This window comes from Streptomyces sp. NPDC051133 (genome assembly GCF_040682635.1).
Taxonomy (GTDB): domain Bacteria; phylum Actinomycetota; class Actinomycetes; order Streptomycetales; family Streptomycetaceae; genus Streptomyces.
The window spans coordinates 20,479-47,055 of the sequence record NZ_JBFBBK010000062.1 but is presented as its reverse complement, the minus strand read 5'-3'; the positions used below and the strand labels follow the sequence as shown (position 1 = coordinate 47,055).

27 protein-coding genes, 1 tRNA gene and 1 pseudogene are annotated in these 26,577 nt (G+C 71.9%); 13 read left to right on the top strand and 16 right to left on the bottom strand.

The genetic code is table 11. From position 1 onward, the window contains the following. Positions 1–93: 93 nt before the first annotated feature. A pseudogene (locus AB0N17_RS39215) lies at positions 94–1,941 on the bottom strand (trypsin-like serine protease); the annotation flags it as partial. 449 nt (positions 1,942–2,390) lie between these two features. Here AB0N17_RS39215 and AB0N17_RS39210 point away from each other — a divergent pair. After that, entirely contained in the window at positions 2,391–2,678 is a 288-nt protein-coding gene (locus AB0N17_RS39210) for a hypothetical protein (protein ID WP_366016448.1), read from the top strand. A gap of 49 nt (positions 2,679–2,727) precedes the next feature. Here the strand turns inward: AB0N17_RS39210 and AB0N17_RS39205 are convergent, their stop codons facing one another. Next, on the bottom strand, positions 2,728–3,507 hold the full coding sequence (locus AB0N17_RS39205) for a GNAT family N-acetyltransferase (RefSeq protein WP_366016447.1): 780 nt from the start codon (positions 3,505–3,507) through the stop codon (positions 2,728–2,730). A 169-nt stretch (positions 3,508–3,676) separates the two neighbouring features. Between AB0N17_RS39205 and AB0N17_RS39200 the strand changes: the two genes are divergently transcribed. Further along, entirely contained in the window at positions 3,677–5,209 is a 1,533-nt protein-coding gene (locus AB0N17_RS39200; protein ID WP_366016446.1) for a hypothetical protein, read from the top strand. A 110-nt stretch (positions 5,210–5,319) separates the two neighbouring features. Next, complete coding sequence (locus tag AB0N17_RS39195; protein WP_366016445.1) at positions 5,320–5,814, top strand: hypothetical protein; 495 nt, start codon at positions 5,320–5,322, stop codon at positions 5,812–5,814. Positions 5,815–5,836: 22 nt separating this feature from the next. Here the strand turns inward: AB0N17_RS39195 and AB0N17_RS39190 are convergent, their stop codons facing one another. Further along, positions 5,837–6,328 (bottom strand): helix-turn-helix domain-containing protein, encoded by a 492-nt coding sequence (locus tag AB0N17_RS39190; RefSeq protein WP_366016444.1) that lies wholly within the window; start codon positions 6,326–6,328, stop codon positions 5,837–5,839. An 84-nt stretch (positions 6,329–6,412) separates the two neighbouring features. Here AB0N17_RS39190 and AB0N17_RS39185 point away from each other — a divergent pair, with 84 nt between their 5' ends. From AB0N17_RS39185 to AB0N17_RS39150, 8 genes are all read left to right on the top strand, one after another. After that, complete coding sequence (locus AB0N17_RS39185) at positions 6,413–6,829, top strand: HGxxPAAW family protein (RefSeq protein ID WP_366016443.1); 417 nt, start codon at positions 6,413–6,415, stop codon at positions 6,827–6,829. 70 nt (positions 6,830–6,899) lie between these two features. Then, positions 6,900–7,772, top strand: coding sequence for a DUF2797 domain-containing protein (locus AB0N17_RS39180; RefSeq protein WP_366016442.1), 873 nt, complete (start codon positions 6,900–6,902; stop codon positions 7,770–7,772). Positions 7,773–7,902: 130 nt separating this feature from the next. Further along, the gene (locus tag AB0N17_RS39175; RefSeq protein WP_366016441.1) at positions 7,903–8,259 is read left to right on the top strand and encodes an antibiotic biosynthesis monooxygenase; all 357 of its coding nucleotides are present in this window, start codon (positions 7,903–7,905) and stop codon (positions 8,257–8,259) included. A 109-nt stretch (positions 8,260–8,368) separates the two neighbouring features. Continuing rightward, positions 8,369–9,109, top strand: coding sequence for a response regulator transcription factor (locus tag AB0N17_RS39170; protein ID WP_366016440.1), 741 nt, complete (start codon positions 8,369–8,371; stop codon positions 9,107–9,109). Further along, a complete protein-coding gene (locus AB0N17_RS39165) occupies positions 9,106–10,704 on the top strand; it encodes a HAMP domain-containing sensor histidine kinase (RefSeq protein WP_366016439.1) in 1,599 nt (532 codons plus the stop codon). The genes AB0N17_RS39170 and AB0N17_RS39165 overlap by 4 nt, the downstream gene beginning before the upstream one ends. 14 nt (positions 10,705–10,718) lie before the next feature. After that, a complete protein-coding gene (locus tag AB0N17_RS39160; RefSeq protein ID WP_366016438.1) occupies positions 10,719–12,203 on the top strand; it encodes a bifunctional glycosyltransferase family 2/GtrA family protein in 1,485 nt (494 codons plus the stop codon). Further along, positions 12,200–14,392 (top strand): glycosyltransferase family 39 protein, encoded by a 2,193-nt coding sequence (locus AB0N17_RS39155; protein ID WP_366016437.1) that lies wholly within the window; start codon positions 12,200–12,202, stop codon positions 14,390–14,392. The genes AB0N17_RS39160 and AB0N17_RS39155 overlap by 4 nt, the downstream gene beginning before the upstream one ends. 111 nt (positions 14,393–14,503) lie before the next feature. Beyond that, positions 14,504–15,265: a TetR/AcrR family transcriptional regulator C-terminal domain-containing protein gene (locus AB0N17_RS39150; protein WP_366016436.1), complete on the top strand. Its 762-nt coding sequence runs from the start codon at positions 14,504–14,506 to the stop codon at positions 15,263–15,265. 9 nt (positions 15,266–15,274) lie between these two features. On the opposite strand, the gene AB0N17_RS39145 is transcribed toward AB0N17_RS39150, so the two are convergent. The 4 genes from AB0N17_RS39145 to AB0N17_RS39130 all read right to left on the bottom strand — a co-directional run bounded on the left by AB0N17_RS39145 (position 15,275) and on the right by AB0N17_RS39130 (position 19,810). Then, positions 15,275–15,748, bottom strand: a complete 474-nt coding sequence (locus AB0N17_RS39145) for a PPOX class F420-dependent oxidoreductase (RefSeq protein WP_366016435.1) — start codon at positions 15,746–15,748, stop codon at positions 15,275–15,277. A 49-nt stretch (positions 15,749–15,797) separates the two neighbouring features. Then, the gene (locus AB0N17_RS39140) at positions 15,798–16,619 is read right to left on the bottom strand and encodes a YceI family protein (RefSeq protein ID WP_366016434.1); all 822 of its coding nucleotides are present in this window, start codon (positions 16,617–16,619) and stop codon (positions 15,798–15,800) included. Between the two features lie 103 nt (positions 16,620–16,722). Beyond that, the gene (locus AB0N17_RS39135) at positions 16,723–19,281 is read right to left on the bottom strand and encodes an MFS transporter (RefSeq protein ID WP_366016433.1); all 2,559 of its coding nucleotides are present in this window, start codon (positions 19,279–19,281) and stop codon (positions 16,723–16,725) included. A 13-nt stretch (positions 19,282–19,294) separates the two neighbouring features. Next, positions 19,295–19,810 carry a MarR family transcriptional regulator gene (locus AB0N17_RS39130; RefSeq protein ID WP_366016432.1) on the bottom strand — a complete coding sequence of 172 codons (516 nt, stop codon included), beginning with the start codon at positions 19,808–19,810 and terminating at the stop codon, positions 19,295–19,297. 206 nt (positions 19,811–20,016) lie between these two features. On the opposite strand from AB0N17_RS39130, the gene AB0N17_RS39125 reads away from it, so the two are divergent. Further along, positions 20,017–20,217 carry a hypothetical protein gene (locus tag AB0N17_RS39125; RefSeq protein WP_366016431.1) on the top strand — a complete coding sequence of 67 codons (201 nt, stop codon included), beginning with the start codon at positions 20,017–20,019 and terminating at the stop codon, positions 20,215–20,217. A 27-nt stretch (positions 20,218–20,244) separates the two neighbouring features. On the opposite strand, the gene AB0N17_RS39120 is transcribed toward AB0N17_RS39125, so the two are convergent. From AB0N17_RS39120 to AB0N17_RS39080, 9 genes are all read right to left on the bottom strand, one after another. Then, positions 20,245–21,081 (bottom strand): hypothetical protein, encoded by an 837-nt coding sequence (locus AB0N17_RS39120; RefSeq protein WP_366016430.1) that lies wholly within the window; start codon positions 21,079–21,081, stop codon positions 20,245–20,247. Positions 21,082–21,119: 38 nt separating this feature from the next. Next, on the bottom strand, positions 21,120–22,067 hold the full coding sequence (locus AB0N17_RS39115; RefSeq protein WP_366016429.1) for an RNA polymerase sigma factor SigF: 948 nt from the start codon (positions 22,065–22,067) through the stop codon (positions 21,120–21,122). Between the two features lie 347 nt (positions 22,068–22,414). Then, positions 22,415–23,251 (bottom strand): RNA polymerase sigma factor SigF, encoded by an 837-nt coding sequence (locus tag AB0N17_RS39110; RefSeq protein WP_366016451.1) that lies wholly within the window; start codon positions 23,249–23,251, stop codon positions 22,415–22,417. Positions 23,252–23,425: 174 nt separating this feature from the next. After that, positions 23,426–23,719 carry a Dabb family protein gene (locus AB0N17_RS39105; protein ID WP_366016428.1) on the bottom strand — a complete coding sequence of 98 codons (294 nt, stop codon included), beginning with the start codon at positions 23,717–23,719 and terminating at the stop codon, positions 23,426–23,428. Positions 23,720–23,729: 10 nt separating this feature from the next. Continuing rightward, complete coding sequence (locus AB0N17_RS39100) at positions 23,730–23,909, bottom strand: hypothetical protein (RefSeq protein ID WP_366016427.1); 180 nt, start codon at positions 23,907–23,909, stop codon at positions 23,730–23,732. A gap of 243 nt (positions 23,910–24,152) precedes the next feature. Beyond that, a tRNA-Ser gene (locus AB0N17_RS39095) sits at positions 24,153–24,237 on the bottom strand. A 45-nt stretch (positions 24,238–24,282) separates the two neighbouring features. Next, the gene (gene tadA / locus AB0N17_RS39090; protein ID WP_366016426.1) at positions 24,283–24,714 is read right to left on the bottom strand and encodes a tRNA adenosine(34) deaminase TadA; all 432 of its coding nucleotides are present in this window, start codon (positions 24,712–24,714) and stop codon (positions 24,283–24,285) included. A 68-nt stretch (positions 24,715–24,782) separates the two neighbouring features. Then, on the bottom strand, positions 24,783–25,322 hold the full coding sequence (locus tag AB0N17_RS39085) for a hypothetical protein (RefSeq protein ID WP_366016450.1): 540 nt from the start codon (positions 25,320–25,322) through the stop codon (positions 24,783–24,785). Positions 25,323–25,612: 290 nt separating this feature from the next. Next, positions 25,613–25,825, bottom strand: coding sequence for a hypothetical protein (locus tag AB0N17_RS39080; protein WP_366016425.1), 213 nt, complete (start codon positions 25,823–25,825; stop codon positions 25,613–25,615). A gap of 97 nt (positions 25,826–25,922) precedes the next feature. Here AB0N17_RS39080 and upp point away from each other — a divergent pair, with 97 nt between their 5' ends. Continuing rightward, the gene (gene upp / locus AB0N17_RS39075; protein WP_366016424.1) at positions 25,923–26,558 is read left to right on the top strand and encodes a uracil phosphoribosyltransferase; all 636 of its coding nucleotides are present in this window, start codon (positions 25,923–25,925) and stop codon (positions 26,556–26,558) included. Positions 26,559–26,577: the final 19 nt, after the last annotated feature.

Here is a 26,577-nt window from a genome sequence, read left to right as displayed (position 1 = left end):
GTCCACGGCGATGCCGATGGTCACCGCGGGATTGAGCTGACCGCCGGAGAGGGGTGCGGCGGTGTACGCGCCCGCGAGCACGCCGAACCCCCAGCCGAACAGGTTGTACTGCTGCCAACCGGTGCCGATCGTCACCGGGGTGCCGAAGACGTCGGACGTGGCCTTGCCCGTGCCCGGGTACAGATAGAGCGTGCCGGCCGGGGTGCGGGCGACGAGGTCGGCCCTGCCGTCCCCGGTGATGTCGCCGACGGCGTCGAACGCGTTGAACTGCCCCCACGTGCGGACCTGGATCCGGGCGCCGAACGCCCCCGAACCGGACTTGCCGGTGCCCGGGTAGAGGTAGACGGCGGAGTTGCCGCTGCTCCGGGCGAGCAGGTCGGCCTTGCCGTCCCCGGTGAAGTCGCCGTGGCCGAGCAGCACGTTGTACTGGTTCCAGCCGCTGCCGACCGCGACCGGCGAGCCGAACGTGCCGTTGCCGAGGCCCGGGTAGACGTAGAGGATCCCGCTCGCCGTCACCGACAGCAGGTCGGGCAGGGCGTCGCCGGTGACGTCGCCGGGGGCGACGATCCTCGTACGGGTGGACCAGTTGCCGAACACCAGGGTGGTGGCCCAGCTGTCGCTCGCCGGGACGTAGTGCCGCCAGTAGACGGCGCCGGTGGAGGCGCGCCGGATGATCTGGTCCTGGTAGCCGTCCCGGTTGAGGTCGGTGGACAGGACGACGTTCTTGTCGCCGTAGGAGCCCCAGGAGATCCGGCCGGCGAAGGACGTGCCCTTGGAGTCGTACTCGTAACCGGTGTTGTCGGACGCGCGGCGCACGAACAGGTCGGCGTCGGCGTCGCCGCTCAGGTTGGTGTCGTCGATGCGCGGGTAGGCCGCGCCGACGTACGTGCTCACCTTCGTGAAGACGCTGTACGAGCCGGAGGCCACGCAGTCCTGGACGCCCCAGGAGACGACGCCGACGATCTTGCCGCCGACGATCAGCGGGCCGCCCGAGTCACCGTTGCAGGCGGCGACGGTGCCGCTGTCCGATCCGGAGGCCGGTGTGCCCGCGCAGACCATGTGGCCGGCGACGAAGTCGGTCGCGTAGGTGCTGGAGCAGGTGGCGTCCGAGACCATGGGCAGCGTCGCGGTGCGCAGCGTCTGCGCTATGTCGTCGCTGGTGGAGCTCGTGCGTCCCCAGCCGTACAGGGTGGCGCTCGTGCCCGCCCCGTAGGACGAGGTGTCGTTCGACGTGGTGATGTTGACGGGCTTGGCGCCGACCGGGTTCGGCAGCGTCAGGACCGCGATGTCGTTGTCGATCGTGCTCGTGTTGAACGACGGGTGGTTCCACTGCCGCCACACGCCGGAGACGGTGCCTCCGTGCAGGTCGACCGAGCCGTCGGCGTTGTCGGTCGGCAGCTGGGCGGTGCCGGTGACGATGGTGCCGTTCGCGTGCCAGTCGTACCCCTTGACGCAGTGCGCGGCGGTGAGGATCTTCGTCGGGGACACGACCGAGCCGCCGCAGAAGAAGCCGATGTCGTCCGAGGTGTCGCTGGTGCCCTTGTCGTCGTAGTACCAGAGCTGCGCCATCCACGGAGCCTTGGCGATCGTGGTCTCCGTACCGCCGATGATCTTCGGGTCGGCGGTGGACGTCCCGGAGGCCGAGGGCGTGGCGGCCGGCGTCGCCGTGCGCGGCGTCGCGGTGGCCGCGGACGGCTTGGACGGCGTCCGCGCGGCGTGGTCGGTCCGCAGCGCGCCCTTCACACGCGCCGTCAACTGCGCCTGCGAGGCGACCGTGGCCTTCGCCGGGGCGGGAGTGGGAACGGCGGCGGGGGAAGCGTGGGCGGACGCCAGAGAGATGGCGCCGGCAAGGGCGGCGGCGAGCGCCACGGCTGCGGGGACGACTCTCCGCGCCCGTCGCCTGCGTCTTACGCCCCCGCTGGCCCTGTGGGCAGAGAACACTCGGATCTCCCGTCGGTGAAAGGGGTTTTCGCGCACGCGGACAGGGAGAAAAGCCGCCGACCGACGGCAGCTCGTGGGTACCGCCAACTGGTTCGGGACCAACACGTCCCGAAAATCTGTTCCCCGCCCGGCGGCCGCCCGATCGTAGGACCGGCGGGGAAGAGGCCCCGGGACCGGCCAGGAAACGCATGCGGAACAGCCGCACAAGACTTCGCAAAGCCGCCGGGTCGGCACGGCGGAGGACCGCCCTGCCGGTTAGCCTCCGCTGCTCCACGGGGACGGCTCCCGACCCGGGCACGTCACGCCGGTCGCCCTCGGTGCCGTCGTACGCCGGCCGGTACGCCTCGCGTCGCCCACTTGGGGGATGCCCGGATGCACGACGTGCACGGTTCCGTACGGTCGGTTGCAGGGCCCGGATGCGCCTGGCCTGCCAAGCCGGGAGGTTCGTGATGCGTCACATCGGCTCGACACTCGCCACACTCGCCGCCGCCGGAGTGCTCGCGCTCGCCGTTCCGGGCTCGGCCTGCGCCGCGAACGGCTTCCTCGCGATCGACGGAGTCCGCCACGATGCCCCGCACGGCTGCTTCGAGATAGCTCACCTGTCAACGGTCTTCAACTTCACGGACACGCTCGCCCTGGTCCACAACGTGCCGGGCTGCGCGGGCGGGGTCGTCCAGGTCCTCCCTCCCGGGCTGGCGGTGCAGGTGCCCGGAACGCACAGCGTCTTCATCGGCTGACCGGCGGGCGCCCCTCGTCCTGCCCGGAGTGATCCCGCGATGTGTCCCTTCAGGGACGCGGGTGCCGCTGTGCGCCGGCCGAGCGGAGCCGGATGCTGAGCTGGGCGCCCAGTTCCCGGAAGCCCAGAGCGGCCGCGACCCGGCGGGAGGCGGGGAGCCGGGCGCGCCATTGCGGCAGCAGTCCGGCCGTGAGTGCGTGGGTCACCGCTGCCGACGCCGTCACCCGGGCGAGGCCGCGGCCCCGCAGGGCGGGATCGGTCAGCACGCTGAGGTGGGCGGCCCGGCCCGGCCAGGACCGGTACCCGGCAGCCGCGATCACCGGGCCGCCGGCGTCGCCCGCGCGGATTACGAAGGCCGGCGAGGTGATGTCGTCCAGGGCGGCCTCGTCGGTGTCGTCCGCGCCCGCGGCCTCCTCCAGGCGCCGTAGAGCGGAGTGACCACCCGGGAGCCGGTGCACCGGCAGGACGCCCGGGGCGGCCGGGCGGAACAGGTCCGAGGAGGTGTAGGACAGGGCCGCGGGGCCGAGTACGCGGGCTACGGGCAGGGCCGCACGCACCGCGTCGGCGTCCGTGAGCGCGTCCTGCGGCAGCGTCGCCAGTGCGTCCCTGACCAGGTCTGCCGCGCGCTTCGTCGGGGCGGTCACGAGGGCCGCACCGCACAGGGACACGACACCGACCCAGCCGGCCGGGCACAGGCCCGACGCGGGTGAGACGACGACGCTGACGCCTCCGGCCGGCGGGAACGAGACGGGCACCGCCGCCAGGCCCTCCCACAGCGCGCGGGCTCCGGCCTGCAGAGGATCCATGGGCGAGGGCATGGGTACGGACATGGGCGGATCTTGCCAGTTCCGCGTCCCGCGCGGCGCCGGAAAGAAAGGAGACTCCGGTGCGGTGACACCGGTGACGGGCCGGTGAGGGTGCGGTGCGGGGCCGGCGAAGGCGGCGGCTCCCCGGTGCGCTACGGTGACTCGCTTTTGTCGCGCACCTATGGGGGGTTTGATGCGGCGAACCACAGCGGCAGCGAGTGTCGTCACCGTACTCGCGCCGCTTCTCCTGGCCGGCGCCTCCGCGGCGTCGGCCGCGGCCAACGGCTCACTGACCGTCAGAACGCTGGACCGGAGCGGAAAGCCGGTCTACGCCCAGGTGGCGGTCTACAACACCAAGACGAACGACTTCCGCTACATCGAGGGCAACCGGAAGACCTCGCTGCCGAACGGCAGTTACGAGCTCGCCACGTCCTTCGTCGGCGGCAACGGCGACGACGCCGCCCTCGGCGGCCACAGCGTGAAGGTCTCCGGGGCCACGACGACCACGTTCGACGCCCGGCAGGGCCGCGCGGTCAAGGTCTCGCTCAGCCCCAGTCCGGGCAGCGGGTACGACCACGAGGTCGTCGCGGCCGTCTGCGCCACCGACAACGGCCCGGCCACCATGAGCATTTCGGCCCTGGCGGGTGACCTGTACGTCATCCCGAACAGCAGCAAGGCGTACGAGCTGGCCTACGGCACCACGTACGAGCCGCGGTCGACGACCGGCGGCGACTTCTGGCTGGCGTCCGCGACACACCACGGTGGTGTGCCGTCCGGGGTGTCCGCGACGCTCAAGAGGTCCGGGCTGACCAACCTCAAGGTGTCCGCGCACTCCGGTCCCGACAGCGGGCAGGCGATGTTCTCGTTCAACGGCGAGTCGACCAGCGGCGGCGACTGCTCGTCGTACACGGACATCCTCGACTTCCAGCGCGACCTGCCCGCCTCCTTCGGCGTCCACGTCCCGGCCGGCCGCTGGGGCGTGGGCCAGCAGGGCCACGACTACATCTACAGCGGGTTCCGCACGTACGCGGCCGGCAGGACGACCTCGCTGTCCCTCGGGCACGCGGTCTGGGGGCCCGGCGGGCAGCTGCCGTACACCTGGTACCACCAGCTGTACTTCGGGGGCGACGACCCGTTCGCCGACCCCAAGCTCACCGGGGGCGGAGTGCTGGCCTCCGGCACCGTGAAGCTGACCCACGCGGGCAAGACGCTCTACAACCACAGCTACACCCCCTCCCAGGAGATCGACCCGCATCCGCGGATCCCGGGATCGGGCTGGTACACGATCACCGAGACCGCCCACCGCACCGGGCTGCCCTCCGGCTCGCTGTCGACCTCCTCCAGCCTCTCCCTGCACTTCTACGCCGACGCCGGCAAGAACCAGCAGATCCGGGACTACCTCACCCGGTTCTGGCCCGAGGCACTGAACAGCAGGAACCAGGCAGCTCCCGGATCGACCACGACCGTCGACCTGGGCATGCAGCGCGACGGCACGAACGACGGCACGATCCGGCAGCTGTCGGACGGCGTGAAGTCCGTGCGTGCCTGGTACACCACCGACAACGGCACCACCTGGCACGCCACGACCGCGAAGTCGTCGGGCGGCAGGTGGACCATCGCCGTGCACAACCCGGCCTCCGGCCGCGTCGGCCTGCGCTCGACGGTCACCGACACCCACAGCGACACCTCGACGACCACCGTGTACAACGCGTACGCCGTGAGCTGAGGTCCGGCACCGAACCTGCCGCGTGCGCACGGAACAGGGGCCCCGGAGAGATCCGGGGTCCCTGGCTTCTCCGGGACCTACGGTTGTCTGTCATGGACTGGACTACGCCCGTGAGCACGTTGTTCGGTGGGCTGGTCGGGGTGGGATCGACGCTGCTGGCCGAGAGCGTGCGGTCCCGACGCGACCGAGGACACCAACTGCACCAGCTCAGACGGCAGCTGTACGCCCGCTATCTCGAAGCGCTCACCAGCACGGACAGCGAGCTGCAGCTGCTCGCCGTCCGGCAGCGGGCCCCGGTGGACGGGGCCGATCTCCGGGCCGCCTGGCGCGGTCACTCCCTGCTCGCCCTGAACTACGAGATCGCGCTCGTGGCCCCGCCGCCGGTCGCCGCCGCGGCGGAGACGGCGTACCGGGCGCTGCGCGAGATACGGAACCTCATCGGCACGGCCGCGGTCACCATCAGCGGCCCCGGCCCCGGCCCTGAGGGGGACGACCCTGGTCCCGGGGCGTCGGCGTGGCGGGACGCCCACCTGCCGTACGCCGACGCGTTGGCCGCGCTGCGCTCGGCCATGCGCGCGGACGTGGGGAGCGGTCAGGGGAGTTGACCGGGCTCCTGTCCGCCCGGCCTCAGCACTCCTCGGCCGCGTCGTTCCGGTTCAGCTTCTCCAGGTACTCGTGGGCCAGCGCCGTGGCCCGGGTGAACCAGTCGGTGATGACCGCCAGTTCGCCGGGCGAGTAGTCGGAGAACAGGGCCGTCAGGCGCTTGTAGTGGCCCGCGTAGACCGCCTCGACGCGGGCCACCGCGGCCGGTACGGCGGCCACCCGGACCCGGCGGCGGTCCTTCGGGTCGGGGCGGCGGGTGACGTAACCGGCGCGTTCGAGGCGGTTGAGGATGCCGGTCACCGCGCCCGTGGTGACGTGGGCGCGGGCCGCGAGGCCGCCGGCCGTCAGCAGTTCGTCGCCGGCCTCCAGGACGAAGGCGAAACAGGTCAGGTCGGTGACGTTCAGCCCCAGCCGCCGGGCCAGCTCCTGCTGTCCGATCAGGTGGGCGGCGATGAGGTGGTCCATCGACGACAGCGCCTGGGCCGGGGTGGCGGGCGGTCGCGGCGTGCCGTGCATCTTTCAGAATCCCTTAGCTAGTGAGATATTCAGATTGATGAACTTCTTAGTTCGTGAGGGACTGCCCTCCGTGGAGGTGGCGGTATGAGTCTGTACGACGAGGGTCACACGATCGCCGGGTGGACCGGCTTCGGCATCGCGACCGCGGGTGGCGCCGTGCTGGGCCTGGGGGTGTGCACGGCCTCGCCGGTGGCGGTCGCGGGAGGGCTCGCCGTCGCCGCCGGGAGCGTCCTGGTGACGTGGGTCCTGCATCTGTCGGGCTGGGGCAAGCCGCCGGGGGTGCGGCCTCGGGAGCAGTGGGGCATGCGGGTCCGGGACGCGCGGGCGCGGGAGGGGCATCCCGGGTGCGTCAGCTGCCGGCTGGCGGGGCGCGGGCGGCGAACGGCGGCCGCCTCGGCACCCGGGGCCGTGTCGATGCCGGAGGCCGTGTCGGGGAAGGGGGCCGTCTCGGCGCCGGAGGGGCTTTCCGCGCGGCCGGCCCCTGTGCCGCCCGTCGAGTGAACGGGCGCCCTGCGGCCGGCGGTCCCGGCCCGGACCCCGTTGTCGGACCCACCGCCTACCCTCGCAGGTGATGGCACAGGTATGGACGTGTTCGGGGCTCCGCTGGTCGTCGGGCGGGCCCGTGCTGGTGTGGGGCGGCGGGCGGCGCAGTGCGCTGCCCTGGGGGAAGCGGGTCGCGTTCGCCGTGCCGGAGGGGGCACGGCGGACGTGTGTGGGGGCGCGCGGGCATGTCTGTCCCGTGCGGGCCGCCGTGTCGGGGCGGAGTACGGGGGCCCGGTGCGAGGAGTGCGCGCGGCTGGACCGGGCGCACTCGGTGGCCGCGGACACGATCGCCGACGACCCCCGGCCGTACCGGGTGTACCTGGCGTGGTTCGGGCCGGGGATGGTCAAGGTCGGCATCACCGCCCTGGAGCGGGGGCCGGCGCGGCTGCTCGAACAGGGCGCCGTCTGTTTCAGCTGGCTCGGCACCGGTCCGCTGATGGCCGCCCGGCGCACCGAGGAACTGCTGCGGGCGGCCCTGCGGGTGCCGGACCGGATTCCGTACGCCGAGAAGCGGGCGGTGCGCTCCGCCCTGCCGGCGGCGGCGGACGAACGGGGCGCGGAAGTGAGGGAGTTGCACGCCCGGGCCCGCGCGCTCGCCCAGTGGCCGGAGTCCCTGCGCCCGGCGGAGTGTCACGTCGTCGACCACATGGGCGTGTTCGGGCTCGTCGGGGCACCGGCCGCGCTCGGTGAGGTTCTGGAGCTGGTCCCGGGCGGGGCCGTGAGCGGGGAGCTGGCCGCGGCGGCCGGCCCCGATCTGCACCTGGCGGTCGAGGGGCGAGGGGCCGTCGTCCTCGACACCCGGCTGATGACCGGGTGGGAGCTGGTGCCGGCGGGCGCGACGACCGGTGAAGTCGGTCTGCCGGTGCGGGAGTTCAGGAGGAAGCCGGACGGTCTGTTCTGAAGGGCGCGGGGACGCGGGGGCGCGCGGGCGCGGGGGGCGCGAGGGCGCGGGTAAAGAATCGGATCCCGTACGGATCCCTTCGGGCAAGGTCCGTGGACGCGGACGGGTCCCACCGACGACGGTGGTCGTCATGAGTGATCACACGCACAGTCCTGTCGCCCCCACCGCCGCTCCCGAACCGCCCTACTACGCCGTCGTGTTCACCTCCCTGCGCACCGGAGACGACGCCGACGGATACGGCCGCACCGCCGAACACCTCTCCCGGCTCGTGCGGGAGATCCCCGGTTTCCTCGGCGAGGACTTCGCCCACACCCCGGGCGGTCTCGCCATCAGCGTCGCCTACTTCCGGGACCTCGACGGCATCGAGCGGTGGCGACGGCATCCCGAGCACCTCGCGGCCAAGAGACGCGGGCGGGAGCGGTGGTACGAGCGCTACGCGATCCACATCGCCCGGGTCGAGCACGCGCACGCCTTCACCCGTCAATGAGCGCCCTCGAGGGGCCCCAGGAGTTCCCTGAGAGACACCTGTGGGTTTCTCAGGGAAATCACAGACTGGGGAAAGCGTCCTCTCAGAGGGCCCGGCCAAGGTGTGCACCATGACCACGACCTCGCCCCAGGGGCGCACCGAACTGCTGAGGCCGGACGGGAGCCCCGTCCGAGTGCTGGTGGTGGACGACGAGCTGTCGATCACCGAACTGCTGAGCATGGCCCTTCGCTACGAGGGCTGGCAGATCAGGAGCGCGGGAGACGGTCAGGGGGCGGTCCAGACGGCCCGTGAGTTCCGGCCCGACGCCGTCGTGCTCGACATGATGCTGCCCGACATGGACGGGCTGGCCGTCCTCGGGCGGCTGCGCCGCGAGCTGCCCGACGTGCCCGTCCTCTTCCTGACCGCCAAGGACGCGGTCGAGGACCGTATCGCCGGGCTCACCGCCGGCGGCGACGACTACGTCACCAAGCCGTTCAGCCTGGAGGAGGTCGTCGCCCGGCTGCGCGGGCTCATACGTCGCTCCGGGGCCGCCGACCGGCGGTCGGACTCCGTGCTCGTCGTGGGCGACCTGACCCTGGACGAGGACAGCCACGAGGTGTCGCGGAGCGGTGACTCCATCCACCTCACCGCCACCGAGTTCGAGCTGCTGCGCTTCCTCATGCGCAACCCGCGGCGCGTGCTCAGCAAGGCGCAGATCCTGGACCGCGTGTGGTCGTACGACTTCGGTGGTCAGGCCAATGTCGTGGAGCTGTACATCTCCTACCTGCGCAGGAAGATCGACGCGGGCCGCGAGCCGATGATCCACACCCGGCGCGGGGCCGGTTACCTGATCAAGCCCGCCGTGTCATGAGCGGGCGACGACGGCCGGGTCCGCGCAAACGCCGACGGGCGGGACAGCCGCGCACCCTGCGGACCCGGCTCGTCGTCGCGTCGGTGGCGCTGATCGCGGTGGTGTGCGCGGTGATCGGCACCGTGACGACACTGGCGCTGCGCTCGCATCTGTACGAGCAGTTGGACGGGCAGGTGGCGGAGGCGGGCAAGCGTGTGTCGGGGCCCATGAAGCCCGGTGGCATGAACGGCTCCCGGCTGACGGACAGGCTCACGGGCTTCGTCGAGGGGCCGACGCAGCCGAAGACGGTCGCCGCCGAGGTCGGCACGGACGGCACGGTCACCCGGGCGGTCATCGCCCGGCAGACCTCCGGCGACAAAGGCCCTTACCAGCGCAACGACGCCGTAGAACTCAGCGACGAGCAGAAGGCGGCTCTGAACAAGGTGCCCGCCACGGGCACGCACAGCGTCGACATCCCGCACCTGGGTGAGTACCTCGTGCGGTACGTCCCCGGAGCCGAGGGCGCCTACTACGTCGCCCTGCCGACCGAGACGGTCACCAACACGGTCAACACCCTGATCCTGGTCGAGATCAGTGTCACCGCCGCCGGCCTCATCGCCGCCACCCTCGCGGGGACCGTCATCGTGGGCCTCGCCACCCGCCCCCTCCGCAAGGTCGCCCACACCGCCACCCGCGTCTCCGAACTCCCCCTGCACACCGGCGAGGTGAACCTCAGCGAGCGGGTCCCGGAGTCGGAGTGCGACCCGCACACCGAGGTCGGCCAGGTCGGAGCCGCGCTCAACCGCATGCTCAATCACGTGCACGGCGCTCTCCACGCCCGGCAGCAGAGCGAGATGCGGGTACGGCAGTTCGTGGCCGACGCCAGCCACGAGCTGCGCACGCCCCTCGCCTCCATCCGCGGGTACGCCGAGCTGACCCGGCGCGGACGCGAACAGGTCGGGCCGGACACCCGGCACGCGCTCGGGCGGATCGAGTCCGAGGCCGGCCGGATGACCCTCCTCGTCGAGGATCTGCTGCTGCTCGCCCGGCTCGACGCGGGCCGGCCGCTGCAGTGCGAGCAGACCGACCTCATCCCGCTCGTCGTGGACACCGTCAGCGACTCCCGCGCGGCCGGCATGGACCACAACTGGCGCCTCGACCTGCCCGACGAGCCCGCCCTCGTGTCCGCCGACGCGGCCCGCGTCCAGCAGGTGCTGGTCAACCTGCTCGGCAACGCCCGCAAGCACACCCCGCCCGGTACGACCGTCACCGCGCGCGTGCAGCGGCGCGGGCCCTGGATGTGCGTCGACGTCGAGGACAACGGCCAGGGGATTCCCCCCGAGCTGCTGCCGCACGTCTTCGAGCGTTTCGCACGCGGCGACAGCGCCCGCTCGCGGGCCACCGGGTCGACCGGGCTCGGGCTCGCCATCGTGCAGGCCGTGGCCGCCGCCCACGGCGGAGCCGTGACCGTCGACAGCGCCCCCGGGCGGACCGTGTTCACCGTGCATCTGCCCGCGCTCGCCCCGGCCGTCCCGCACCCGGCCCCGGAAACGAACTGGGCAGCGCACTCACAGGCCCAGCACAGCACCACCACATGGGTGCGACAGGGCGCCTGACGAAAGTCGGTCCCATGCGAACCGACTCTTCTCCCGGCACCCTGCCGGCGCGGGAGCACCTCCCGGCCGCGGACGCCGGTACGCCTGTCCTGGACGTAGTGGTCCCCGTCCACAACGAGGAGAAGGACCTCCAGCCGTGCGTCCGCGGACTGCACGAGCACCTCACGCGGACCTTCCCGTACGCCTTCCGGATCACGATCGCGGACAACGCGTCCACGGACAGCACCCCGCTGGTGGCGGCGCGGCTGGAGGCGGAGATCCCCGAGGTCACCAACTTCCGGCTGGAGCAGAAGGGCCGCGGGCGCGCCCTGCGGACCGTGTGGTCCGCCTCCGAGGCGCCGGTCCTCGCCTACATGGACGTCGATCTGTCCACCGACCTCAACGCCCTGCTGCCGCTGGTGGCACCGCTGATCTCCGGGCACTCGGACCTCGCGATCGGCTCCCGGCTCGCCCGCACCTCCCGGGTCGTCCGCGGCCCCAAGCGGGAGTTCATCAGCCGGGCCTACAACCTGATCCTGCGCGGCTCGCTCCAGGCCCGCTTCTCCGACGCGCAGTGCGGCTTCAAGGCCATCCGGCGCGATGTGGCGCAGGTGCTGCTGCCGCTGGTGGAGGACGCCGGCTGGTTCTTCGACACCGAGATGCTGGTGCTCGCCGAGCGGGCCGGGCTCAGGATCCACGAGGTGCCGGTGGACTGGGTCGACGACCCCGACTCCACCGTGCACATCGTGCGGACCGCCACCGAGGACCTCAAGGGCGTGTGGCGGGTCGGCAAGGCGCTGACCACCGGTTCGCTGTCGCTGGACCGGTTGACCCGGCCCTTCGGGGACGACCCGCGCGACCGGCAGCTGACCGACGTGCCGAAGGGACTGGCCCGCCAGCTCGTCGGGTTCTGTGTCGTGGGCGCCCTGTCGACCCTGTTCTACCTCCTGCTCTACAGCGTCTTCCGGCAGTTCTCCGGCTCGCAGATCGCCAACGCGCTCGCCCTGCTGGTCTCCGCGGTCGCCAACACGGCCGCCAACCGCCGGCTCACCTTCGGGGTGCGCGGCCGGGGCGGCGCCGTGCGCCACCAGGCACAGGGCCTGGTCGTCTTCGGCATCGGACTCGCCCTGACCAGCGGCTCCCTGGCCGCCCTGAACACGGCCAGCGCCGGCCCGGCGCACTCCACCGAGCTGGCGGTGCTGATCGCCGCCAACCTCGCGGCGACCGTGCTGCGGTTCCTGCTCTTCCGCGCCTGGGTCTTCCCGGACCGGGGGGAGACCACCCCGTCCACGGTGGTCGCCGCGCACACCCCGTCCTCGCCGACCTACAGCACGACGGCCCCTACGGCCCCGTACGCACCGCTGCCCCAGCGGCCGGTGCCGCACCCGCAGCCGTACGGCCCCTACCCGACGACCACCCAGGTCCGCGCCGGTGACGCCGCGGACGGCAGCTGGAGGGACGCCACCATGCGACTGCAGCCGGTGCGCCCTCACGACACCGACCCGGGGGACCCCCGATGACCATCCACCAGGAGAGCGGTACGACCGTGTGGGGCCCGCCTCCCACGGCTCCCCCGAGCGCGCCCGAGGCCGGTGAGCCCGGGCAGCCGTTCGCCCGGAGACTGTGGCGCGGCCGGCCCGAGGACCCCCGCTGGGCCCGCCCGGCCCTCCTCGGCCTGCTGGCCGCCACCCTCCTCCTCTATCTCTACGGCCTCAGCGCCTCCGGCTACGCCAACTCCTTCTACTCGGCGGCCGTCCAGGCGGGCGGCAAGTCCTGGAAGGCGTTCTTCTTCGGCTCGCTGGACGCGGGCAACGCCATCACCGTCGACAAGCCGTCGGCCTTCCTGTGGCCGATGGAGCTGTCGGTCCGGGTCTTCGGCCTGAACACGTGGGCGATCCTCACCCCCGAAGTCCTCATGGGCGTCGGCACGGTGGCGGTCGTGTACGCGGGCGTGCGGCGCCGGTTCAGCCCGGCGGCCGGTCTGATCGCGGGTGCGGTGCTCGCGCTCACCCCCGTCGCGGCGCTGATGTTCCGGTTCAACAACCCGGACGCCATGCTGGCCCTGCTGATGGCGCTGGCCTGCTACTTCGTCGTACGGGCGGTGGAGGACGGCCGGACGGGGTGGCTGGTGTGGGCCGGCACCGCGATCGGCTTCGCGTTCCTCGCCAAGACGCTGCAGGCGTTCCTCGTCCTGCCGCCGCTGGCGCTCGTCTACGCCGTCTGCGGTCCGGTGAAGCTGCTCAGGCGCCTGGCCCAGCTGGGCCTCGCGACCGTCGCGCTGGTCGTCTCCGGCGGCTGGTGGGTGGCGATCGTGGAGCTGTGGCCGGCCTCCTCCCGCCCCTACGTCGGCGGTTCGCAGAACAACAGCTTCCTGGAGCTGACCTTCGGCTACAACGGCCTCGGCCGCATCAACGGCGACGAGACCGGCAGCGTCGGCGGCGGTGGCGGTGGCAACGGCTCCGGCCGCTGGGGCGCGACCGGCTGGGACCGGATGTTCGGCTCCGAGATCGGCGGCCAGATCTCCTGGCTGCTCCCGGCCGCGCTGATCCTGCTGGCCGCGGGGCTGGTGGCCACCCGGAAGCTGAAGCGGACGTCCGTCACCCGGGCGTCGTTCCTGGTGTGGGGCGGCTCGCTGCTGATGACGCTGGTGGTCTTCAGCTACATGGCGGGCATCTTCCACCAGTACTACACGGTGGCGCTCGCGCCGTACCTGGCGGCCGTCGTCGGCATGGGTGCCGGACTGCTGTGGGAGCGGCGGGGGGAGACCTGGGCGTCGATCACCCTCGCCGCGTCCGTGGTGGCCGCGGCGGCCTGGGGATACGTCCTGCTCAACCGCACCTCCACCTATCTCCCCTGGCTCAAGTGGCTGGTGCTGATCGGTGGTCTGGCGGCGGCGCTGGGCCTGATCTTCGCCGGCCGGATCTCCCGGCGGCCGGCGCTCTTGGCGGCGGCGGTGGGCCTGGTGGCCGCGCTCGCCGGTCCGACGGCGTACACGCTCAGCACGGTGGACTCCGCGCACACCGGCTCCATCCCGACGGCCGGTCCGGCGGGCGCGAGCACGATGGGCTTCGGCGGCGGCCGCCCGGGAGGCGGCGCCGGCGGAGGCATGCGGGGTGGCTTCGGCGGGGGGATGCCGGGGCAGCAGAATCGGCAGAACGGCAACGGCTTCCCTGGGGGCGGCGGCTTCCCCGGTGGTGGCATGCCGGGCCAGAACCAGCAGCAGGGCAACGGCAACACACAGGGACAGGGACAGGGCCAGGGCCAGGGCCAGGGACAGGGCCAGAACGGCAATGGCTTCCCCGGTGGTGGCCGGATGGGCGAGGGCGGCATGGGCGGCGGCGCCGGCGGCCTGCTGAACGGCGCGACCGTGTCCTCCGCCGCCGAGAAGCTGCTGGAGACGGACGCCTCGAAGTACACCTGGGTCGCCGCCTCCATCGGTTCGCAGAACGCGGCCGGATACCAGCTCGCCACCGGTGACCCGGTGATGGCGATCGGTGGCTTCAACGGCACCGACCCGTCCCCGACACTGGCGCAGTTCGAGAAGTACGTGGCCGAGGGCAAGGTCCACTACTTCATCGCGGGCGGCGGGTTCGGCGGGGGTGGCGGCGACAGCGGCACGTCCTCCCGGATCAGCTCGTGGGTGCAGAGCACCTTCAAGAAGGTCACGGCCGGTTCGGCCACCTTCTACGACCTGACGCGGAAGAAGTAGCGTCGCGGCCGGTCCGCTCATCGGCGGGAGGCGCGGGTGAGCGTCTGGGAGCCCGGGAGGGTATGGGTCCCCGTAGGTTGGGTCGGTGAGCGGACGGGAGAAGGGTGCGCCGTGGTGAAGGAAGCGGGTCGGTCGGCGCGTGCCAGTGTGTGGCTGGAGGGGAAGGCCCGCCGGGGCGGCCGTGGCGGCGGACAGCCGTCCGGGCTGGACCGGGAGCGGATCACGAGCGTGTCCGTACGGCTCCTCGACGCCGAAGGACTCGCCAAGTTCTCCATGCGGCGGCTGGCCGCCGAGCTGAGCGTCACCGCGATGTCCCTGTACTGGTACGTCGACACCAAGGACGACCTGCTCGAACTCGCCCTGGACGCCGCGCTGGGCGAGCTGCCGCTGCCCGACCCGGAGGCGGAGGGGGAGGACTGGCGCGGGCAGCTGCGGGGGCTGGCCACCGAGTACCGGGCGTTGCTGGTGCGCCACCCCTGGCTGTCGCCGCTGGCGGGGCGCTACCTCAACATCGGCCCGAACTCGCTGGCCTTCTCCCGTGCGGTCCAGCGGGTGGTGCGCGGGGCGGGGCTGCCCGCGCACGGGGTGATGGGGGCGATCTCGGCCGTCTTCCAGTTCGTGTACGGCTTCGGCACGATGGAGGCCCACTTCTCCGCGCGGATCGCGGACACCGGGCTGAGCGCCGACGAGTACCACCGGCAGGCCATGGCCATGGTGGCCGAGGCCCCGGAGACCGCCGGGGTCATCGAGGAGGCGAAGGACATCCTGGCGGCCCGCGGCGGGGACACGGTCGCCGAGATGCTGGACCGGGACTTCACCTTCGCCCTGGACCTGCTGATCGCCGGCATCGAGGCGATGGTCGACCGCGGCTGACGCCGGGGCCTACCGCTCGTCCGTCACCAGCCGCGCCGGGAACCCGCCGGTGGCCACCGGGCCCCAGCGTTCGGGGGTCACCCGGATGATGGACTTGCCCTGCTTGAGCATCGCCTGCCGGTATTCGTCCCAGTCGGGGTGTTCGCCGGCGATGTTGCGGTAGTACTCGACCAGGGGTTCCACGGAGTCGGGGGCGTCGATGACCTCGGACGTGCCGTCGATCTGGACCCAGGGGCCGTTCCAGTCGTCGCTGAGGACGAGCAGGCTGACCCGCGGGTCCCGCTTGGCGTTGCGGGTCTTGGCACGCTCGGGGTAGGTCGAGACCACGATCCGGCCCGAGTCGTCGACGCCGCAGGTCAGCGGGGAGGCCTGCGGGCTGCCGTCGGTGCGGCGGGTGATCAGCAGAGCGCGGTGGCGGGGCCGTACGAAGTCCAGCAGCTCGTCCAGCGAAACCCGGGTGTTGCTCGCGATGTTCGGTGCCATGGGGGCAGCCTAGGGGCAGCGCGTGCCCCTGTGGCTGACCCTGCTGTGCCTATGCCTGGGGCAGCGAGTCGCCCTGCACCGCCTGGATGTCCAGCTCGACCCTCAGCGTCGTGCCGATCGCGGCGATGCCGGCCTGCAGCACCTGGTTGTAGTTCATCGCGAAGTCCTCGCGGTGCAGTTCCGCGGTGGCGCGGAACGCGGCCCGGGTGCCGCCCCACGGGTCGGCGCCGGTGCCGAGGTAGGCCAGGTCCAGGTCCACCGGCCGGACGATCCCGTGCATGGACAGCTCGCCGTGGACCGTCCAGCGGTCCGAACCCGCGGCCGTCACCCCCGTGGAGCGGTACGTGATCTCCGGGTGCCGCTCGACGTCGAGGAAGTCGGCGGAACGCAGATGCGTGTCGCGCATGCCGTTGCCGGTGTCGATGGACGCCGACCTGATCACCGCCTCCACACGGGACTTGATGACGTCGTCGGGCGCGATCTCGATCGTGCCGCCGAACTCCGTGAACCGGCCGTGCACGCTGGAGATCCCCAGGTGCTGGGCGACGGCGGCGACGGAGGAGTGCACCGGGTCGATCGTCCACGGGCCGGGCGGCGGCAGCTCGGTGCCGCCCTGCCGGGCCAGCGTCACCGAGCCCACCTCGGCCCGGCCGCTCGCGGTGACGATCGTGCTGGACGCGACGGGCGCGTACCCGACGGCCGTCACGATCACGGTGTACGCCCCCGGCGTCAGCTCGGTGGCGTCCCGTACGGCCCCCTCGGCGTCCGCCTCGGCGCGCAGCACCTGCGTGCCGGTCATGTCGGTCACCGTGACGACCGCGTGCGACACGGCCCACCCGTCCCGCGTACGGATCTTCGCGGTCAGTCCCATCCCGTTTTCTCCCTGAAAAGCCCTACAAATTGGTCTCATGAAACCGGCCCGTGGCGCGCGCCGCCACCTCCGGGAGCGGCGCGCGCCACGGGCCGTGGTCGAACTACTCGCCGGGGTGGGCGAGTTCGATGTCGTGGCCGTCGGCACCGGTGCCGGAGACGGTCAGCGCGGTGGCCACCGGCGGGTAGCCCGTCGCGATGACGGTGTACTCGCCGCTGTTCAGGTCGGTGAAGGCGTACGCGCCGTCCGTACCGGTGGTGGCGGTGCCGACCACGTTGCCGGCCTGGTCCACCAGGGTCACCCGGGCGTCGGCCAGCGGACCGTGCGGGGCCTTGACGACACCCTGCAGCCGGGCGCCGGCGTCCAGGTCGACCTCGAGGCGGGTGATGCCGGTGGCGCCGACCTCGACCGGCAGCGCCCGCGGGCGGAACCCGCTCGCGTTGACGGCGACGGTCATCGTGCCGGGCACCAGGTCGGTGAAGGCGAACTCGCCCTGCTCGCCGGTGGCGGCGGTGGCCAGCAGGTCACCGCGCACGTCGGTGACGATCACCATGGCGTCCTTGACCGGCAGCGCGCTCCCGGCGGCCCGGACCACACCGGTCAGCCCGCTGGTGCCGCTGAGCAGGATGTCGTACGACAGCGGCTCCTCGCCCACCACGACGGTGGAGGCCTGCGGCTGGTAGCCGTCGGCGGAGGCGATCAGCACGTAGCTGCCGGTGCCCGGGGCGGCCAGCGAGTAGGAACCGTCGGCCTGGGCGACCGAGCGGCCCAGCTGGCGTCCGCCGAGCGAGATCAGGGTGACCGCGGCCTGCGGGACCGGGGCGCTCTCGGCGCCGCGGACGAAGCCGTGCACCGGGGTGCCGCCGCCCGCGCCCGACGTGGGCTCGGCGAGCGTGGCCACGGCGGTCGCCACGGGCGCCGCGGCGGTGGCCGCCGCCGGGCCGGACGTGTCCGACACGACGGGCTGGGCCCAGCCGGGCACGTTCTGCTGTGCGGGTTCCTGCACGACGTTCTCCACGGTCGTCTCGAGGGATGCGGCGGCCTCGGCGACCGCCCCGGCCTTGTCCTGCGCGGCCTGCGCCAGCGCGCCGGTGGTCCGCAGCGGGACCTCCTTGATGAACAGCACCGTGAGGAACGCGACCAGCGCGAACGGGGCCGCGTAGAGGAAGACGTCCGCGATGCCGTGGCCGTAGGCGCCCTCCAGCCAGTTGCGCACCGGCCCCGGCAGCGCGTTCATGTCGGGCAGGGCGCCGCCGCCCGTGGCCTTGGCCGCGGCCAGCCGCGACTTCGGGCTCAGGTCGGTGATGGAGTCCTTGGCGTAGTGCGTGATCCGCTCGGCCATGACGGAGCCGAGCACACCGACGCCGACCGCACCGCCGAGGGAGCGGAAGAAGCTGACCGTGGAGGAGGCGGCGCCGAGGTCCTTGGGGCTGACCTGGTTCTGGGTGGACAGGACCAGGTTCTGCATCATCATGCCGACGCCGATGCCCAGGAGCGCCATGTAGATCGACAGCTGCCAGTAGGGGGTGTCGTAGCGCATCAGGCCGAGCAGGGCCAGACCGGCCGTGAGGAACAGCCCGCCGGCGACCAGCCAGCCCTTCCAGCGTCCGGTGTTGGTGATGAACCGGCCGGAGACCATGGAGGCGACGAACAGGCCGCCGATCATCGGGATGGTCATGACGCCGGACATCGTCGGGGACTTGTCGCGGGCCAGCTGGAAGTACTGCGAGAAGAAGACGGTGCCCGCGTACATGCCGACGCCGACGAACAGCGAGGCCAGCGAGGCCAGCGAGATCGTGCGGTTGCGGAACAGGCGCAGCGGGATGATCGGCTCGGAGGCCCTGGTCTCGGTGAACACGAACAGCAGCGCGAGCACGATCGTGCCGCCCACCATCGTGTACGTCTGCCAGGACAGCCAGTCGTACTTGTCGTTGGCGAAGGTCACCCAGACCAGCAGCAGCGAGGCGGCGGCGGTGATGAAGAAGGCGCCGGTCCAGTCGACCTTGACCTTCCGCTTGGCGACCGGCAGGTGCAGCGTCTTCTGCAGGACGACCAGCGCGATCAGCGCGAAGGGGATGCCGACGTACAGGCAGTAGCGCCAGCCGAGCCAGGAGGTGTCGGTGATGACACCGCCGAGCAGCGGGCCGCCGACGGTGGCGACGGCGAAGGTGGCGCCGGTGTAGCCGGAGTACCGGCCGCGCTCCCGCGGGGAGATCATCGCGGCCATGATGACCTGCACCAGGGCGGACAGACCGCCGGCGCCGAGGCCCTGGATGACACGCGCGCTGATCAGCATCGCCGGGTTCTGCGCCAGACCGGCGACGACCGAGCCGATGATGTAGATGACCAGGGATATCTGGACGAGGGCCTTCTTGCTCACCAGGTCGGCGAGCTTGCCCCACAGCGGCACGGAGGCCGTCAGGGCGAGCAGCGCCGCGGTGACGACCCAGGTGTAGGCGGACTGGCCGCCGCCGAGATCCTTGATGATCGTCGGCAGGGCGTTGGTGACGATGGTGGAGGACAGGATGGCGGCGAACAGGCCAAGCAGCAGGCCGGAGAGCGCCTCCATGATCTGCCGGTGCGTCATCGGGGCCTCGCTCGCCGAGGAACCTCCCCCGTGCTTGGCGTGAGCCCGCACACCGGCTGGTGTGGTCGTTGCCATGGGCTTCCTTTTCTTACGTGCTTGCGGGTGTACGGGTGGTCTGTGCGACGACGGGAGCGGTCTCCCCGGCCACCGGGGCCGGGAGCCGGACGGGGGCGGAGCGGCAGTCGCCGAAGGACGCGCGCAGGCGCGTCATCAGCCGGATGAGCTGGCCGACCTCGTCGTCGGTCCAGTCGGCGAGCCGCTCGGCCAGCAGGTGCGTGGTGCGCCGGGACAGCTCGTCGCACTGCTCCAGGCCCGCGGGCGTCAGGCGCAGGATGCGCGAGCGCTTGTCCGCCGGGTCCGGGTGCCGCTCGATCCAGCCGCGTGCGGCCACGTGCGCGACATGCCTGCTGGTCACCGACATGTCGACGGCGAGCAGCTCGGCGAGCTTGCTCATGCGCATGTCTCCGTGTCGGCTGAGCAGGGTCAGCACGGCGGCCGAGCCGGCCGGGCAGTCGGGGGGCAGGATGCGCCCCATGTCCCGCTTCACGGCTCCGACGGCACTGAGCTGACGTGCCAGCTCTTCGAACTGCGCCTGCTCGGCCATCACACCTCCCGTAATCGTTGCTTGGGGCAACCATAACGGCGGTTGGTTGCTGCAGGCAAACAAGTAGGGGGGTGCGGGCGTAAAAACTTGACAAAGGCAAGTATTGCGATCGTAAACATCGAGGTGAGGCGGGGTGGGGTGCCCCCCTCTGTCCCGATGGCCCCCCACTTGGGCCGCCGGGCCCGTCTTCGCTAAGGTCTCGGGCCATGGCTAACACCCAGGGCCCCCAGGGCAATTACGACCCCGCCGGCAGCACCCAGATGTTCCGCGCGTTCGTCGACGAGGCCCCGCAGGGCCGGCAGCAGCAGGCGGCGGCCGCCTCCTCGGGCCCCCGCATCGGCCTGATCGTCGGCATCGTCGTGGCCGTCGCCGTGATCGCGGGCGTCGCCTGGCTCGCGATGATGTAGGACGTACCGGGCCCGCTCCCGCAGGCCCTACTCCCACCGGACGGACACGTCCCGCGTCTCGATGTGCATCCCGAGCGGCACCCGCCAGGTGTCGACGCACAACGTCCAGGTGGGTTTCTCGTGTGCGCCGGGACCGATCGGTGCCGGGAGGTCCACGGTCGACTCGACCGTCCCCCAGTCGATGCCGAGCGCGCCGATGATGTGCGTGCCGAACGTCACCGAGCCCGAACGCACGGCCGTACCGCCGGAGTTGTGGAAGGCGACGGTCACCTTCTGGCACCACCGCCGGTCCGCCGCTGCCGTCGCCGGGTCGCCCCAGGAGAGGTCGGCCGGGGAAGGGCTCGCGGTACGGCTCGGAGCCGGGCCGGAAGGGCCGGGCGCCGGTGTCGTACGACCGCCCCCGCCGCCGCCCGGGCCAGGACCGCCCGGGGTGGCACCTCCGCTGGGGGTGCCGGAGCCGCCGCCCGCGCCCGGGGTGCCCGGGTCGCCGCCCGCGTCCGGGGTGACCGAATCGTCCGGCGCCGCCCCCTCCGCGGTACCGGGCCGGCCCGAAGCGCCGGTACGGCCCGAACCCCGCGTGCCTTCGGAAGAGTTGGCTCCGCCCTCACCGTTCGCCCCGTCGAGCGGTACGAACGTCACCGACCCGGTCGGTGCGGTGGCGCTCGGATCGTCCCGTGGGGAGCCCGCGCCGACGGCGACGTAGCCGCCGCCCGAGTTCCCGCCCCCGCACGCGGCGAGCACCCCGCCCAGACAGACGACGGCCGCCGACGCTGCCGTAACGGCGCCTCGGCGGCCACGCGTCCATGTCGCCCGGGTCATCCCGGCCGTGCGTGCGGTGCGGTCCGGCCCTGTCGCTCGCGGCATCGGGCCAGTGTGACTGACGGTATGTCAGAAAAGAAGGGTCAGTCGGAGATCAGACCCTCGCGCAGCTGGGCCAGGGTCCGGGTGAGCAACCGGGAGACGTGCATCTGGGAGATGCCGACCTCCTCGCCGATCTGCGACTGGGTCATGTTGGCGAAGAAGCGCAGCATGATGATCCGGCGCTCCCGGGGCGGGAGTTTGGCCAGCAGGGGCTTGAGGGACTCGCGGTACTCCACGCCCTCCAGCGCGGTGTCCTCGTAGCCGAGCCGGTCGGCCAGGGAGCCCTCGCCGCCGTCGTCCTCGGGGGCGGGGGAGTCGAGCGAGGAGGCGGTGTAGGCGTTGCCGACCGCGAGGCCGTCGACCACGTCCTCCTCGGAGACGCCGAGCACCGCGGCCAGCTCGGTCACCGTCGGAGACCGGTCCAGCTTCTGGGACAGCTCGTCGCTGGCCTTGGTGAGGGCCAGGCGCAGCTCCTGCAGACGGCGCGGGACGCGCACCGACCAGGAGGTGTCCCGGAAGAAGCGCTTGATCTCGCCCACGACCGTCGGCATCGCGAACGTCGGGAACTCCACGCCCCGTTCGCAGTCGAAGCGGTCGATCGCCTTGATCAGGCCGATGGTGCCGACCTGGACGATGTCCTCCATCGGCTCGTTGCGCGAGCGGAAGCGGGCCGCCGCGTAGCGGACCAGCGGCAGGTTCAGCTCGATCAGGGTGTCCCGGACGTAGGCGCGCTCGGGACTGTTCTCGTCGAGTGCGGCGAGCCGCAGGAACAGGGAGCGGGACAGGGTGCGGGTGTCGATGTCCCCGGCGGCCGGCAGGGCCGGGGCGGCGGCCTCCGCATCGGCTGCGGGGACGGCCGGGGCCGGCACGGCGTCGAGGGCCGTGACGCCCTCGATGCCGTCGAGGACGTCGAGAGCGTCGAGCTCCTTGGGCGCTGCCTCGCTCTTCGTGGGCGTCAGCACCTTCGAGCTGCCCTGTTCTGCGGACATGCCACCCCCTTTGGGTCGCGGGACGGTCGGGGCGGCGCCTGTCTTTCGAGCGACGCAGCCTTCACCTGAATACCGGCGCCGGGGCCCCGGCAAACGCGCTTCCCGCAGAATGTCACATGTCGGCAACACGCTGTAGTGACATGTCGACATGCGAGAGGCGAATCAGCCCTGGAAACAAGGGGTCTGACGGTTATTCGGCGGGCAACTGTCGGAAACAGCCCAGGTGAGCGATTCGCTCGCGCCGGTTAGCGCTCGATCGAGTTTGCGATGCAGTGGCGTTCGGTTCGTGTGCTCCCGTGCGCCTGCTATGCACCGGTCGAACGCCCGCTGTGCACCGCCGGTGTGCGCTATGCGTCGATGCGATTGGCGGACCGCAGCCGCTGAAAGCTACGCGCGAGTAGCCGGGAGACATGCATCTGGGAGACACCGAGTTCCGCGCTGATCTGAGACTGGGTGAGATTGCTGTAGTAGCGCAGCAGAAGGATTCTCTGTTCCCGCTCGGGGAGTTGGACGAGCAGATGGCGGACCAGATCGCGGTGTTCCACGCCGTCCAGGGCCGGGTCCTCGTAGCCGATCCGGTCCAGCAGGCCGGGCAGCCCGTCGCCCTCCTGCGCGGCCTCCAGCGAGGTGGCGTGGTACGAACGCCCCGCCTCGATGCAGGAGAGCACCTCCTCCTCGCTGATCCTGAGCCGCTCGGCGATCTCGGCGGTCGACGGCGAGCGGCCGTAGAGCGTGGTCAGGTCCTCGGTGGCACTGTTGACCTGCACCCACAGCTCGTGCAGCCGGCGCGGTACGTGGACCGTGCGGACGTTGTCCCGGAAGTAGCGCTTGATCTCGCCGACCACGGTCGGCATCGCGAAGGTCGGGAACTGCACGCCCCGGTCCGGGTCGAAGCGGTCGATGGCGTTGATCAGGCCGATGGTGCCGACCTGGACCACGTCCTCCATGGGCTCGTTGCGGGAGCGGAAGCGGGCGGCGGCATAGCGCACGAGCGGGAGGTTCGCCTCGATCAGCGCTCCCCGTACGCGGTTGTGCTCCGGCGTGCCCGGGGTCAGCTCCTTCAGCTCGGCGAAGAGTACCTGGGTGAGGGCTCGGGTGTCGGCGCCACGCCGTTTCTCGGGGGGCTCGGGGGCGGGAGCGGGCGCCTCCTCCTGGGGTGGCGCAGTACTGGCCGACACGGTCAACGCCACCTCTTCATCGCTCAATCATCCGTCAAAAGCGGTCATAGCATCACAAGACATGTGCACTGTGTGCAAGCACCGCATAACGTCGTGTTGTGGTCAAACATCGACAAGTTGGGACGTAAAGACGCACGAAAGCCCCCCGCCGATCCGGCGGGGGGCTTTCGGGAAGATGCCCTAGAACTCGTAGTCGGCGATCACCCACGTGGCGAACTCGCGCCACAGCGCGACGCCCGCCTGGTGGGCCGGGTGTTCCAGGTAGCGCCCCAGGGCGTCGGTGTCCTCGACCGCCGAGTTGATCGCGAAGTCGTACGCGATCGGCCGGTCGCTGATGTTCCAGCCGCACTCCCAGAAGCGCAGCTCCTCGATCTGCCCGCCGAGCGCGCGGAAGGCTTCGACACCCGCCACGACCCGCGGATCGTCGCGCTCGACGCCCTCGTTGAGCCTGAAGAGGACCAGGTGGCGGATCATGGGGTGTACCTCAGCTCTTTCCTCCGTGGGCGACCCAGGTCATGAAGTCGCCGATGGCCTTGGCCGCGTCCGAAATGCCCTCGAAGCCTATCTGCACGTAGTCGGCGGCCTTCGCCGGGTCCGTGATGATCACGTACAGCGCGAAGACCACGAGCGCGTACACGGCGATCTTCTTCGCGTTCACCGCCACCGCGGCCTCCCCTGTCCCGTGCCCCGTGGGCCCCTGCTGCCGGCGGCGAGTGTAACCTTCGCGCGCTTTCCGGGGATCAACGGCCCGGCGGCCGAGGTCTTTTGCCGGGCCCGTACGGCCGCGCGGCGCGCCATCCTCCGGAAAGCGGCGGGCACTTGGAGGTCCCTCGCCGTGCGGCCCTTCTTGTGTCCCTTCCACGGGACGCAGGAAGGGCCCCGTCTTTCGACGGGGCCCTTCCACAAGCGGTAGCGGAGGGATTTGAACCCTCGGTGACTTGCGCCACACTCGCTTTCGAGGCGAGCTCCTTCGGCCGCTCGGACACGCTACCGAGGGAGACCCTACAGCAAGGTGGGGCAAGGTCTGAAATCGGTATTCACCGGTCCCGGAAGAAATCGGTGAGGAGCCGGGCGCACTCCGTCGCGAGCACGCCTTCGACGACCTCCGGACGGTGATTGAGCCGCCGGTCGCGCACCACGTCCCACAGGGATCCGGCCGCGCCCGCCTTGTCGTCCCGGGCGCCGTAGACCACCCGGTCGACCCGGGACTGCACGAGGGCGCCGGCGCACATCGTGCACGGCTCCAGGGTGACCACCAGCGTGCAGCCGGTCAGCCGCCACTCCCCGAGCCGGGCCGCCGCCCGCCGGATGGCGAGCACCTCCGCGTGGGCGGTGGGGTCGCCGGTGGCCTCGCGCTCGTTGTGCCCGGCGCCGAGCACCGTCGTACCGTCCGGGGACAGCACGACGGCGCCGACGGGGACGTCCCCGCCCCGGACGGCCGCTTCGGCCTCGTCCAGGGCGAGCCGCATCGCCGCCCGCCAGGGGTCGCGGACCGGGTCCGGTGCGCCGGCCGTGGCGCCGGGGAGCCGTGCCGCGGTCAGCGGACGGTCTCCAGCACCTCCGAGGCACCCAGGGCCTCGGCGATCGAGCTCAGGGCCTCCTCGGCGTCCAGAGTGCGCAGCTCCTTCTCGCTGACGCCCAGGTCGTCCAGGATCGCGCCGTCGCCCACCGGGCTGTGCGGCACCGCGTCGGCGGCGACACCGTCCTCGTCCTCGTCGTCGTCGTCCTCCGACTCACCGTCCTCCGTGCCGTCGAGGTCCAGGGAGTCCAGGTCGGTGCCGTCGTCGGCGCCGGGGTCCCGGCCGAGCAGCTCGTCCGTGAGCAGCAGCTCACCGTAGGCGCTGCGCTGGGCCGCGGCCGCGTCCGAGACGTAGATGCGAGGGTCGTCCTCGCCGTCCACGCGGACGACGCCGAACCAGGCGTCCTCCTGCTCGATCAGGACGAGCACCGTGTCCTCGTCGGGGTTGGCCTCCCGGGCCAGGTCGGCCAGATCCGACAGGGTTTCCACATCGTCGAGCTCTGTGTCGCTCGCTTCCCACCCGTCTTCGGTGCGCGCGAGCAGTGCGGCGAAGTACACCGTGACTCTCCCACTGGTCATAGGCGTGCCGGTTGGGGGTCCCCCCGGCGGAGGTACATCGGCGGGAAGAGCTCGGTCTCCGAGCCCCGCCCACTCGGAATCGTGGCAGAAACAAGGCTGTCAGGGGACGTCTTCGGCTCCCTGTGTGTTGAGCGTTCGTTGCCGCCACCTGCGGATCGTACGCGGCTTTTCCGCGCGCTCACGCACGCCCGCCGCCCAAACGCCGGTGCGTGCGCGGATCTTCCTCACTCAGAACGTATCTGCGGTGCCGTGCTCACGGGGGTTCCTCCCTACCAGCGGAACGTCCGCATGCGCATCGCGTGGCGCAGCCGGGCGGCCTTGGCGCGTCGCGGCTGGACCCGGGCGCGCAGGGCGCGTGCCTCGGCCAGGTCGCGCAGGAACTGGGCGCGGCGGCGGCGCCGCTCGGAGTCGGTCTCCGACGGCTCGGGATCGGCTGTCTCGCGCTCGCCCGCCGTCTCCGGCGGGTCCGACAGGTCAGCCATGTCACCACCACCCCAGGTCCGTCCCTCCCACTTTCCCCCGGACGGCGGGTCCGATGCCAGGGCCGACGAAGTGCGGGGCGCGGGTACCGTTAGGGCCATGCGTCTCCATGTCGTCGACCACCCCCTGGTCGCTCACAAGCTCACCACGCTGCGCGACCAGCGCACCGACTCCGCCACCTTCCGCCGTCTCGCCGACGAGCTGGTCACCCTGCTCGCCTATGAGGCCACGCGGGACGTGCGCACCGAGGTCGTCGACATCCGGACGCCCGTCGCGCAGACCACCGGCGTCAAGCTGGCCCGCCCGCGCCCGCTGGTGGTGCCGATCCTGCGGGCCGGCCTCGGCATGCTGGACGGCATGGTGCGGCTGCTGCCGACGGCCGAGGTGGGCTTCCTCGGCATGATCCGCAACGAGGAGACGCTGGAGGCCTCCACCTACGCCTCGCGGATGCCGGAGGACCTCTCGGGCCGCCAGGTGTACGTCCTGGACCCGATGCTGGCCACGGGCGGCACGCTGGTCGCGGCCATCCAGGAGCTGATCAAGCGCGGGGCCGACGACGTCACCGCCGTGGTCCTCCTCGCGGCTCCCGAGGGCGTCGAGCTGATGGAGCGCGAGCTGGCGGGTACGCCGGTGACGGTGGTCACGGCGGCCGTGGACGACCACCTCAACGAGCACGGGTACATCGTGCCGGGGCTCGGGGACGCGGGGGACCGGCTGTACGGCGCGGCCGAGTAGGTCCGCGTCCGGCCGGGCG